Below are 11830 nucleotides of genomic sequence, written 5' to 3'. Positions count from 1 at the left end.
GTGAGGCTGTGCATAAGATCCGGAAGCGCAGCGCAGTGGCGGAAGGCAGCAGGAGTCGAACCTACCTGGGAACGTCTGACGCCCCCAACCGGGTTTGAAGCCCGGCCGTGCCGCCGGGCACGAATGCCTTCCGTGGCGGACCGCCTATGATACCGGCTTGGCGGGCGGCTGCATCGCCGCGTACGCGCTTTCACCGCGCAGCACATGCGTATCCCGCACCCGCCGCGTGTAGCCCACGCGATCGAAGAACTCCAGGATCTGGATCGCCCGCTTGCGGCCCAAACCCGTCACGTCCCTGAACACCGCGGCGTTCAGGCCCTGGGGCTGCGCCGCCAAGTCAGCCGCCAACGCCGCCAGCCTGCGCACCTGATCGCGGTGATAGAACAGATCCTTCACCACCTGCGCCACCTCGCCGCGCCGCAGCAGCTTGCGCAGCAACTGGCGCACCGCATCCTCGGGCTGCGCCTGCATCTTGGCCAGATCCCGCACCCAAGGCGGATCGAACGCGCCCGCATCCAGCAGTGGCAACAGCCGCGCGGCGAGCGCGGATTCGGCTTGCCCCAGCGTCGCGGTATGCGTGGGCAGATGCAGCCACGGGCCATTGCGCGCGATGCGGCCGTCGCGTTGCAGTTCGTCCAGCAGCGACGTCCACAGCGTGTCGGGCATCGCAGGGATCGCCATGCGCCGCAGCCGCGCGCCGTCCGGACCGGGTTCGTCGGGCGCGCTTTGGTGGAACGACGCCAGCGCCTGCTCGGTCCGATCGCGCAGCGCCTCCCAAAGCGCGGCCAGGATCAGCGTGCGCGCGCCCTGCGCATTGCGCGGTTCGATCCACACCGCGCCCTCGGGCGCCGTGATTTCGCCGACCGGCAGACCCGTCAGACGCTGCAACGCCGACTCGTCCAGGCCCTGCGGCGCATGCGCCAGCACCGGCGCGAGGCTGCCGCCATCCAGCATGTCGGACAGCGCCTGCAAGCCCGCCAGCCGCGACGCCGACCGGCGCTTGCGGTCCGGTGCGTTCGGGTCCAGCACCCGGCCACCGCCCACTGTGCGCGTCGCCTGTGCGTTGCGCACGATAAACCGGTCGCCCGGCATCGCGCAGACCGGCTCGTCGAACACGAGCTGCACCCATCCCGACTGGCCCGGCGCCAAAGACTCGGCGCTGATCGGCACCACGTGCGCCACGTGGCGCGCCGCGCCGATATGCACATGCAGCGGCGCCCAGGCCCGCACCGGCGCGTCCGCGGACGGCAGCAGCGTCAGCGCCACGTCTACGTGCTTGGAAGGCAGGAAGCAGCGCGCATCCGCGATCCAGTCGCCGCGCGAGATGGCGCTCTTGTCGATACCCGCCAGGTTCAGCGCGCACCGCTGGCCGGCCGAGCCGGTCTCGCTGGGCTGATTCTGCGCGTGAATGCCGCGCACGCGCACGCGTGTGCCCGCCGGCATCAGGCGCAGATCGGTCGCGTCGTCGTCCGCGCGGACCTGGCCGGCGTGCGCCGTGCCGGTGACGACCGTGCCGTGGCCGGACAAGGTGAACACGCGATCCACGGCCAGCCTGAACAAGCCCGTGGCCTCGCGCCGCGCCACGGCTTGAGCCTGTGCATGCAGATATTCCTTGAGCGCCGCCACGCCCGAGTCACCGGCTTGCGCCGCACTCGTGCCGAACACCGGCGCGCCTTGCAGGAAGGTAGCTTCCGCCAATGCTGCGATCTCGGCGCGCACGGCTTCCAGTTGCGCCGCGTCCGCGCGATCCGTCTTGGTCAGCGCCACCGCGCCGCGCGCCACGCCCAGCATCGACAGAATGGAAAGATGCTCGCGCGTCTGCGGCATGACGCCGTCGTCTGCCGCCACCACCAGCAGCCCGAAGTCGATTCCGCTGGCCCCGGCCGCCATCGTGTGCACGAGCTTCTCGTGCCCGGGCACGTCGATGAAGCCCAGCACGTCGCCGTTCGCGAGCGGCGTGTAGGCGTAGCCCAGTTCGATGGAAATTCCGCGCGCCTTTTCTTCCTTCAGCCGGTCCGTGTCCACGCCCGTGAGCGCACGCACCAGCGTCGTCTTGCCGTGGTCGATGTGCCCCGCTGTGCCGACGATCATGCCAGCGGTTCCGCGAGCTGCGCCGCAAACTCGGCCTCGTCGCGGGCTTCCAGGCAGCGCAGGTCCAGCCACAATGCGTCATCCGCGATGCGGCCGATGACGGGTACCGGCAGCTTGCGCAGCAGTGTCTCCAGCCTGTCCAGATGCCGGCCGGGGCGACCGGTTCCCGCATGGCGCACGGCCAGTCCATAACTGGGAAGCTGGTCGATGGGCAGCGCGCCGCTGCCGATCTGGCTGAACATCGGCACCGCCTCGACCGCATAGCCCGGGCCCGCCGCATGCGCCAGCACGCCGCGCAGCCGTTCGGCCTGCGGCTGGATATCGCGCAGCGGGCGGGTCAACAGGCGCAGCGTCGTCAGCCGCTGCGCCAGGAACTCCGGCGCGCGGTACAGATGCAGCACCGGTTCCAGCGCGGCCAGCGTCAGCTTGCTGACGCGCAGCGCACGCTTGAGCGGATTCTTCTTGATCTTGCGGATCAGGTCCGCGCGGCCCACCAGCAGGCCCGCTTGCGGCCCGCCCAGCAGCTTGTCGCCGCTGAACGTGACCAGGTCGGCGCCCGCAGCGATGGTCTCGCGCACGGTGTCTTCTTTCGGCAAACCGAATTGCGTCAGGTCCACCAGCGTGCCGCTGCCCAGATCCACGGTGGCCGGCAGACCGCGCGCATGGGCCAGCGCCGCCACCTCGGCAACGCTCACGCTTTTCGTGAAGCCGGTCACCGCGTAGTTGCTGCAATGCACCTTCATCAGCATTGCGGTGCGCGGGCCGATGGCGTTTTCATAATCCGCCGCGTGCGTGCGGTTGGTGGTGCCGATTTCGACGAGCTTGGCGCCCGCGCGCTTCATGATGTCGGGAATGCGAAAGGCGCCGCCGATTTCGACCAGTTCGCCGCGCGACACCACCACTTCGCGGCGGTCCGCCAGGGCGTTGAGCATCAGCAGCACGGCCGCGGCATTGTTGTTGACCACCGTGGCGGCCTCGGCGCCGGTCAGCTCGCACAGCAGGTCGTCGATGAGGTCATCGCGATCGCCGCGGCCGCCGGTGTCCAGGTCGAACTCCAGGTTGGCGGGCGTGGTCAGCGCGCGCAGCACCGACGCCACCGCTTCGTCGGGCAGCAGCGCGCGGCCCAGGTTGGTGTGCAGCACGGTGCCGGTCAGGTTGTAGACCGCGCGCAGGCGCGGCCGCGCGGCCTCGTCCAGCGCGGCAGACGTGCGCGCCGCCACCGCGGCCGCGTCCAGCTCGTGGCGCGGCACGCCGCCGTCCAATGCGCGCTTGCGCAGCGCGTCCAGGTCGCGGCGCAGGGCCGCCACCACTTGCGTGCGGCCGTGGGTTTCCAGCGCCGGCTGCAACGCGTGCGCGTTCAGCAGGCGGTCCAGCGAAGGGATGTCGGACGCGGCAGCAAGGCCGGCGCCGGACAGGGGATCTGCCATGCGAGACTCCGTCATTGAGCGGCGCTAGTCCTCGGCGCCATGCCACAGCAGCGGATTGCCGCTGGACCGCGAATAACCGGCCTCGCCCACCAGCACGTCCAGCATCAGGCTTGCCAGGTCGTCGGCCACCGGCTCCACGTACAGGTCCTTGTCCTGATAGAAGATCTTGCGGTACGTGTGGCAGTTATCACAGGTTTCGGCCTTGATCGCGGGCGTGCGCCCCTCGATGGACTGGTACGCGACCTTTTCCACGTCTTCGCAATGCGAGCACTTGACCCGCACCATGTGCCACTGCGTGGCGCACAGGCTGCAGCACAGGTAGCGATAGCCTTCGTACTGGCCGCCGACGCGCACGATGCTGGCGACCGGCAGGCTGCCGCACACCGGGCACACGCCGAACGGGCTGGCGACAGGCAGTTGTTTGGGATCGAAGCGGTTGGCCAGGTCTGTCCAGTAGACCTGCAACGCCGCCATGACGAACGGCGCGGCCGCGCTGTCCACGCCCTCGTCCTGCTCGGACAGCACGGCCTGCGCCAGGTCTTCGAGCGATTCAGGATCGTCGGCCAACGCGCGCCGCAGCGCGGCGCAGACGTCTATGGCTTCGGCGGGCACGCCCGGAGCGCGCGACACGTCGTCCAGCAACTGGCCCAGGATGCGGCGCCACAGCGCATCGCGCGGCCAGCCGATAGCCTGCAGCGGCGGCATGCCGTGCGCCTGCGCGAGCGAAATGCGGTCTTCGCTGGCGGGCGGCGCCGTGCAATCCTGCAGCGCGCGATGCTGGGCATCGACCAGATACGCCATCAATTGCAGGTAATCGCCCACCGGATTGCCGTCGGCAAGCTGGCGCAGGCGCGCTGCCCGCGCCGCGAAGACGGATTGCCGTTCGGGCAGGGTGATGCGGGGAATGGCGTTATGGTCTAGCGCTTCGATCTCGCCGCGCGGAAGAATTCGCTGCAATTCTCGTCTCCAGAGAAACAAATACGGCTGCCAGCCTGCGAAGAGGATAGCAGCCGTGGGACTACGACATGCCGGTGACTATTTCTTCACCTGCTCCCGGAACCAGGCGCGATGGTGCTTCCACGCCCAGCCGGCGGTGACATAGCCGCGCAGCATTGCCGTGAGCGACCCCTTCACCCAGATCGCCGCGTAAATATGCACAATGATCGCGCAAATCAGCACCAGCGCACAAACCGCATGCAGCACCGACGCGCCGCGGACCACCCAGATCGGGAAGTAGAACGCGAAATACTCGCGCCAGATCACGATGCCGCTGACCATCAGCCCCAGCATGCACAGGATCAGCACATAGAACAGCAGCTTCTGGCCGGCGTTGTACTTGCCGACCTCGGGCAGCTTTTCCTCGCGGTTCTCGACCACGTCGTTGAGCTGGCGCAGCCACTGGCGATCCGCCTTCGTCATGAGGTTGTGACGCCACATATGCCCGGCAAAGACAGCAAAGCAGACGAACATCACCACCCCGATGAACGGATGCAGGATGCGCGTCCAGGGTCCGCCCCCGAACAGATTGGACAGCCAATACATGGACGGATGAAACAGCGCCAATCCGGACAACGCGAGCAGGATGAACGTGAGCGCGATGATCCAGTGGTTGGTGCGCTCGCCCGGCGTGTAGCGCTTGATGCGGCGATAGTGGTGTTCTTCACTCATGGCGCACCTCCTCTTCGGCCCTGCGTTCGTCTTCCTCGGTCACTTCGTTGCGGCCCACGCGCGCATAGTGGAAAAAGCCGGCCAGCGCAGTAAACGCCATCGCGGCCAGGCCCAGCGGCTTGGCCAGGCCCTTCCATAGCGACACCATCGGACTGATCTTCGGATCGGCGGGCAGTCCGTGGTACAGCCCCGGCTGGTCGGCGTGATGCAGCACGTACATGACGTGCGTGCCGCCCACGCCGGGCGGGTCATACACGCCGGCCTGCGCGAAGCCGCGCGACTTCAGGTCCTCGACGCGTTCGGCCGCATGCTGGTGCATGTCGTCCTTGGTGCCGAAGACGATGGCGCCGGTGGGACAGGCCTTGACGCACGCGGGCTCCATGCCGACCGCGACGCGGTCCGAACACAGCGTGCACTTGTAGGCCTTGTTGTCCTTCTTGGAAATGCGCGGAATGTTGAACGGACAGCCGGTGATGCAGTAGCCGCATCCGATGCAGTTTTCCTCGTGAAAATCCACGATGCCGTTGTTGTACTGGATGATGGCGCCCGGCGAGGGACAGGCCTTCAGGCAGCCCGGGTCCTCGCAGTGCATGCAGCCGTCCTTGCGGATCAGCCATTCCAGGTCGCCGGCGGGGTTCTCGAATTCCGAGAAGCGCATCACGGTCCAGGAGTGCTCGGTGAGATCGGCCGGGTTGTCGTAGACGCCCACGTTGATGCCGATCTCGTCGCGCAGGTCGTTCCACTCCATGCAGGCGCTCTGGCAGGCCTTGCAGCCGATGCACTTGGAGACGTCGATCAGCTTGGCCACCGAGCCCGTGACGGGTTCACGGATGCCCGGCGGCGGCGTGGTGGTGGCGGAGCGCCGCTTGATGTCCAGGGATTGCATTGACATGTCGGTTCTCCTATACCTTTTCGACCTTCACCAGGAACGACTTGAATTCCGGTGTCTGGGAATTGCCGTCGCCCACGAATGGCGTCAGGGTGTTGGTGAGGAAGCCCGGCTTGGCGATGCCCACGAAGCCCCAATGGATCGGGATCCCGACCTGGTGCACCGTCTTGCCCTCGATGAGGAGCGGACGCAGGCGCTTGGTGACGAGCGCCACGGCCTTGATGTAGCCGCGGTTGGACGACACCTTGACGCGCGACCCGTTGGGGATGCCCAGCTCCTTGGCAAGCACCTCGCCGATCTCCACGAACTGCTCGGGCTGGAGAATCGCGTTGATGCGGACGTTCTTGGTCCAGTAGTGGAAGTGTTCCGTCAGCCGGTAGGTGGTGGCGACATACGGGAAGTTTTCCACCGTGCCCATCGCCGCGAGGTCATCCTTGAAGATGCGCGCGGCGGGGTTGCTGGTGACGCCCTTGGCGTTGGGGTGCAGCGGGTTGTAGCCCAGCGGGTTTTCGAAGGGCTCGTAGTGTTCGGGGAACGGCCCTTCGGCCAGGCCCGCCCGCGCAAAGAAGCGCGCCACGCCTTCGGGGTTCATGATGAACGGCCCCATGCCGCCCGCGGGGTTCTCGTCGCCCTTGAAGTCCGGGATGTCGGCGCCCACCCAGGCCTTGCCATTCCAGGACACGACGCTGCGGCGCGGATCGAACGGCTTGCCTTCCAGGTCGCACGATGCGCGGTTGTAGAGGATGCGGCGATTGGCCGGCCACGCCCAGGCCCAGTTCAGGGTCTGGCCGATGCCGGTCGGGTCGCTGTTGTCGCGGCGCGCCATCAGGTTGCCGCTGGGACTCCAGGCGCCGGCGAAGATCCAGCAGCCGCTGGCGGTGGAGCCGTCGTCGCGCAATTCGGCAAAACCGGCAAGCTGCTCGCCGCCGCGGCGCATGATCTTCGTCGGATCCTTGGGGTCGGCCAGATCCACGAGCGCGCGGCCCGTGTATTCCTTGGCCAGCTCCTCAGCCGTGGGATTCTGCGGGTTGGAATAGGGCCACGACAGGTTGACGATGGGATCGGGGTACTTGCCGCCGTCCTGCTCGTACATCTTGCGCAGGCGCGTGTAGATGAGCGCCATGATCTCGATGTCGCTCTTGGCTTCGCCCGGAGGTTCGGCGCCCTTCCAGTGCCATTGCAGCCAGCGGCCGGAGTTGACCAGCGCGCCGTCTTCCTCGGCAAAACAGGTAGTGGGCAGACGGAAGACCTCGGTCTGGATCTTGGATGGATCCACGTCGTTGGCCTCGCCGGCGTTGCGCCAGAACTCGGACGTTTCCGTGACCAGCGGGTCCATGATGACCAGGAACTTGAGCTTGGCAAACCCGTCGTTCAGCTTGGCCTTGTTGGGCGCTGCGGCCAGCGGGTTGAAGCCCTGCGCGATGTAGCCGTTCATCTTGCCCTGGACCATCAGCTCGTAGACCTGCAGCATGTCGTACAGCTTGTCCAGCTTGGGCAGGTAGTCGAACGCCCAGTTGTTGTCGGCCGTGGCCGCGCCGCCCCACCAGGCCTTCATCAGGCTGACGTGGAACTTGTGATAGTTCTGCCAGTAGCTGAGCTGGTTGGGCCGCAGCGGCTTGAGCGTGCGCGAGTCGATGTACTTGGCGTAATCCTGCTCGGACTCGTTGGCCAGCGTCATGTAGCCGGGCAGCAGGTTCGACATCAGGCCCAGATCGGTCAGGCCCTGGATGTTCGAGTGCCCGCGCAGCGCGTTCATGCCGCCGCCGGCGATGCCGATATTGCCCAGCAGCAGCTGCACCATCGCGCCCGTGCGGATGATCTGCGAGCCGATGGAATGCTGCGTCCAGCCCAGCGCGTACAGGATGGTCGCGGCGCGGTTGGTGGTGGCCGTGGACGCGAGCATGTCGCACACCGTCAGGAACTTGTCCTTGGGCGTGCCGCAGACGCGCTCGACCATTTCGGGCGTGTAGCGCGAGTAATGCTTCTTGAGCAGCTGATACACCGAACGCGGATGCTGCAGCGTGGGATCGGTCTTGACGAAACCGTCCTCGCCGCGCTCGTAGTCCCAGCTCTGCTTGTCGTACGTGCGCTTTTCGGCGTTGTAGCCCGAGTACAGCCCTGCGTCGAACGCGAAGTCCTCGCGCACGATGAACGAAAAGTCGGTGTAGTTGCGCACGTACTCATGCTGGATCTTGTCGTGATCCAACAGGTACTTGATGACGCCACCCAGAAAGATGATGTCGGTGCCGGTGCGTATGGGCGCGTAGAAGTCCGCCACGGACGCCGAACGCGTAAAGCGCGGATCCACGACGATCAACTTGGCCTTGTTATGGGCCTTGGCTTCAGTGACCCATTTGAACCCGCACGGGTGGGCCTCGGCGGCATTGCCGCCCATGATCAAAACTATGTCCGCGTTCTTGATGTCGACCCAATGGTTCGTCATCGCTCCACGGCCAAACGTCGGGGCAAGACCTGCCACCGTCGGGCCATGTCAGACACGGGCTTGATTGTCGAACGCCAGCATCCCCATACTGCGCACAGTCTTGTGCGTGATGTAACCGACCTCGTTGCTGCTTGCCGAGGCGGCCAGCATGCCGGTGGTCAGCCACCGGTTGACCGTCTTGCCGTCCGCGGTCTTCTCGACGAAGTTCGCGTCGCGGTCGTCCTTCATGAGCTTGGTGATACGGGTCAGGGCGTCGTCCCACGACATCCGCACCCACTTGTCCGAGCCGGGCGCCCGGTATTCCGGGTACTTGAGGCGGTTGGGGCTGTGGATGAAGTCGATCAGGGCCGCGCCCTTCGGACAGAGGGTGCCGCGGTTGACGGGATGGTCGGGGTCGCCTTCGATGTGCATGATGCTGGCGCGGGCGTTCTTCGAGCCATCGCCCAAGCCGTACATCAGCAAACCGCAGGCGACCGAACAGTAGGGACAGGTGTTGCGCGTTTCGGTCATGCGCGCAAGCTTGAACTGGCGCACCTCGGCCATGGCCGAGCCGGGGGCAGCCCCCAACAAGGCCAGGCTGGAGCCCGCCAGCGTCGCACCGGTCACCTTGAAGAACTGGCGGCGATTCATGTTGACCATGAAGCACTCCTCTCCTGGTGAATGAAGGAAGCGGAAATCTCAGGGACATAAACCCCTACAACTTCCAAGGGAATGTGGGGAAGTATAGGCCTTGGACATGGCGCGCGTCATGCCCGGTGACGCATGGCGCCCCCGCCCTCGTCTGAATTTGACGGCAAAATGCGCTTTTTTCGCAGATTTTGCGGCAGTGCAGCGCTGCTACGATGGCCTCGGCTTCAGTCGCCCAGCCGTATCGTCCCGCCGGCCGCAGTCCGCCTTTCGCACCTTTCCGCCTGACCCTTGGAGCGCCAATGCGCCGCCTTGCCCCCGTGGCCCGAGTCCTTGTCCTATCGCTGGCCTTCTCGCCCTGCGTCCTGATGCCCCAGGCGTCCGTCCACGCGGCGCCCGCCGCGCTGTCGCCGGCCGCCGCCGCCACCGAAGCGGCCCAGCAGGCGGCGATAGAGGGCTACCTGTATTTCTATCCGCTGATCGCGATGGACCTGACCCGGCGGCAGTTCACGCATCCGGCGCGGGGCGCCGATGGGGCGCCGGCCAACACGTTTCAGCATGGGCGCACCCTGCCCCGCGCAGGCGACGCCACCCCGTGGGCGAACGTCGACATGCTGCGCAGCAACGCGTGGCTGGATCTGACGGACGGGCCTGTCGTGCTGTCCGTGCCAGACACGGCGGGCCGGCTGTACACGCTGACGCTGCTGGACATGTGGACCGACGTCTTCGCGACGCTGGGCAAGCGCACCACCGGCACCGCCAAGGGCAACACCGTGATCGTGCCCCCGGGCTGGAACGGCACGCTGCCCTCGGGCATGGCGCGCATCGACGCCCCCACCGTGCAAGTCTGGGCAAAGGGCATGATCGAGACGCATGGCCCCGCCGATCAGGCGACAGTGAATGCGTTGCAGGACGGCTTCGTCCTGACGCCGTTGGCGCAATGGAACCTGCCCGCGCAGGCGCCGCGCACCAAGCCCGACCCGTCCCTCGATCTGAAAATCCCTGTGAGAGAACAAGTGGACTCGATGCCCACCGACGCGTTCTTCACCTATGCCGCGGAGCTGCTGCGCAAGCATCCACCGCATGCGACGGACCAGCCCCTGCTGGCCCTGCTGCGCCGCGTGGGACTGGTGCCCGGCCGGCCGTTCGACTTCGACAAGCTCGATCATTCCGCCAAGCAGGGCATGCGCCGCGGCGTACGCGCCGCGCGCGACCGCATGGCGGCCGCTGCCGGCCATTCGTTGCGCGCCACGGACGGCTGGCTGCAGGAAACAGGCAGCATCGGCGTGTATGGCAACGACTGGCTGCGCCGCGCGCTGGCCGCGCAGGCGCAGCCGGGCAGCGGATTGCCCGAAGATTTGACGGTGCTGGTGCTGGCCACCGACAGCGACGGCGCGCTGCTGGACGGCGCGCACCGCTACACGCTGCATCTCGACAGCGGCCGGTTGCCCGACACGGGCGCATTCTGGTCGCTGACGGCATATGACGGCCAGGGACTGCCCGTGCCCAATCCGGTCAACCGCATGGCGCTCGGCAGCCGCGACCCGCTGCGTTACAACGCGGACGGCTCGCTGGACCTGGTCTTCAGCAACGCGGCGCCACCGCCCGAAGATCAGTCGAACTGGCTGCCGATTCCGGCGGCCGGGCCGGTGGGGATGCTGCTGCGGGTTTACACGCCGGGACCGGCGGTGCGGGATGGTGTGTGGACGCCTCCCGCGGTGCGGCGGGACATTCCGCAGGCTGAGATTCCCGCGGTTAACGATTCTGCAGTTGAGCCGGAAACGCCGCCACAGACGGAAGTCCCGGCGACTTCCGCCGCCCCCGCCACCGCGCCCGACAAGAAACCCTGACCGCCCGCTAAATACGGCGCGATGTCAGCCGCCAGCCGCTACCATTAGCGTTTTATTCATGAATGAGCCGCCCGCCATGGACGACGCCTTTAGCCACCAATTGTCGATGACCATCCTGATGACGCCTGACATGGCGAATTTCTCAGGAAACGTACACGGCGGAACCATCCTCAAATATCTGGACCAGGTGGCCTACGCCTGTGCCAGCCGGTACGCCGGCCAATACGTCGTGACGCTGTCCGTCGACCAGGTGGTGTTCCGCGAACCGATCCACGTCGGCGAGCTGGTGACGTTCCTGGCGGCCGTGAACTACACGGGCCGCACGTCGATGGAAATCGGCATCAAGGTTGTGACCGAGGACATCCGCAAGAAGCTGGTGCGCCACACCAACAGCTGCTATTTCACGATGGTGGCGGTGGACGACCAGGGCGCCCCAACCGCGGTGCCGCCGCTGGAACCCCGCACGCACGAGGAAAAGCAGCGCTTCAAGGCCGCCGGCCTGCGCCGCGAACTGCGCCAGGAAATGGAACGCCGCCACGACGAGATCAAGCGCGAGACGACGCACGACACGCCGGGCGCCTGATCACCGCGTTGGGGCGGAGGTGCTCTACGCACCCCCGCGCTATTCACCCCCGCCTGCTGGATATCCAGCCGCGGGGGTTTTGCATTTGCGGACATGCTGATGGTGTTCAGCATGCCCTTGGGCAAACCTGCGCGTTAAGTCATACAGCGCTGCTCTTTTGCGCGATTCCAAGTCTTGACCGATTCCCGAAAACAATAAGACTCATCTGATTTTCAAAGCATGTTCCGTGTGCCGTAATGGCGCCGCAGACTG

Annotated in this window: 8 protein-coding genes and 1 tRNA gene; 2 read left to right on the top strand and 7 right to left on the bottom strand. The window is 66.5% G+C overall.

The window, feature by feature from the left end; genetic code table 11:
• Window positions 1-36 precede the first annotated feature (36 nt).
• From CLM73_RS01920 to fdnG, 7 genes are all read right to left on the bottom strand, one after another.
• Window positions 37-132, bottom strand: a tRNA-Sec gene (locus tag CLM73_RS01920).
• A 12-nt stretch (window positions 133-144) separates the two neighbouring features.
• The gene (gene selB / locus CLM73_RS01915) at window positions 145-2091 is read right to left on the bottom strand and encodes a selenocysteine-specific translation elongation factor (RefSeq protein ID WP_105237090.1); all 1947 of its coding nucleotides are present in this window, start codon (window positions 2089-2091) and stop codon (window positions 145-147) included.
• Window positions 2088-3518: an L-seryl-tRNA(Sec) selenium transferase gene (gene selA, locus CLM73_RS01910; RefSeq protein WP_105237089.1), complete on the bottom strand. Its 1431-nt coding sequence runs from the start codon at window positions 3516-3518 to the stop codon at window positions 2088-2090. The genes selB and selA overlap by 4 nt, the downstream gene beginning before the upstream one ends.
• A 24-nt stretch (window positions 3519-3542) precedes the next feature.
• On the bottom strand, window positions 3543-4475 hold the full coding sequence (fdhE, locus tag CLM73_RS01905) for a formate dehydrogenase accessory protein FdhE (RefSeq protein ID WP_105237088.1): 933 nt from the start codon (window positions 4473-4475) through the stop codon (window positions 3543-3545).
• Between the two features lie 78 nt (window positions 4476-4553).
• Complete coding sequence (locus CLM73_RS01900) at window positions 4554-5186, bottom strand: formate dehydrogenase subunit gamma (RefSeq protein ID WP_105237087.1); 633 nt, start codon at window positions 5184-5186, stop codon at window positions 4554-4556.
• Entirely contained in the window at window positions 5179-6078 is a 900-nt protein-coding gene (gene fdxH / locus CLM73_RS01895; protein ID WP_105237086.1) for a formate dehydrogenase subunit beta, read from the bottom strand. Before fdxH ends, CLM73_RS01900 begins: the two co-directional genes overlap by 8 nt.
• 10 nt (window positions 6079-6088) lie before the next feature.
• Window positions 6089-9157, bottom strand: coding sequence for a formate dehydrogenase-N subunit alpha (fdnG, locus tag CLM73_RS01890; RefSeq protein WP_158685822.1), 3069 nt, complete (start codon window positions 9155-9157; stop codon window positions 6089-6091).
• A gap of 290 nt (window positions 9158-9447) precedes the next feature.
• Between fdnG and CLM73_RS01880 the strand changes: the two genes are divergently transcribed.
• Both CLM73_RS01880 and CLM73_RS01875 read left to right on the top strand, forming a co-directional pair.
• The gene (locus tag CLM73_RS01880) at window positions 9448-10995 is read left to right on the top strand and encodes a DUF1254 domain-containing protein (RefSeq protein WP_105237083.1); all 1548 of its coding nucleotides are present in this window, start codon (window positions 9448-9450) and stop codon (window positions 10993-10995) included.
• A gap of 76 nt (window positions 10996-11071) precedes the next feature.
• Window positions 11072-11578 carry an acyl-CoA thioesterase gene (locus CLM73_RS01875; RefSeq protein WP_105237082.1) on the top strand — a complete coding sequence of 169 codons (507 nt, stop codon included), beginning with the start codon at window positions 11072-11074 and terminating at the stop codon, window positions 11576-11578.
• Window positions 11579-11830 lie beyond the last annotated feature (252 nt).

This window comes from Achromobacter spanius, assembly GCF_002966795.1.
GTDB lineage: Bacteria > Pseudomonadota > Gammaproteobacteria > Burkholderiales > Burkholderiaceae_B > Achromobacter > Achromobacter spanius_D.
The sequence above is the reverse complement of the archived record's forward strand: the minus strand, read 5'-3'. Positions and strand labels throughout refer to the sequence as shown.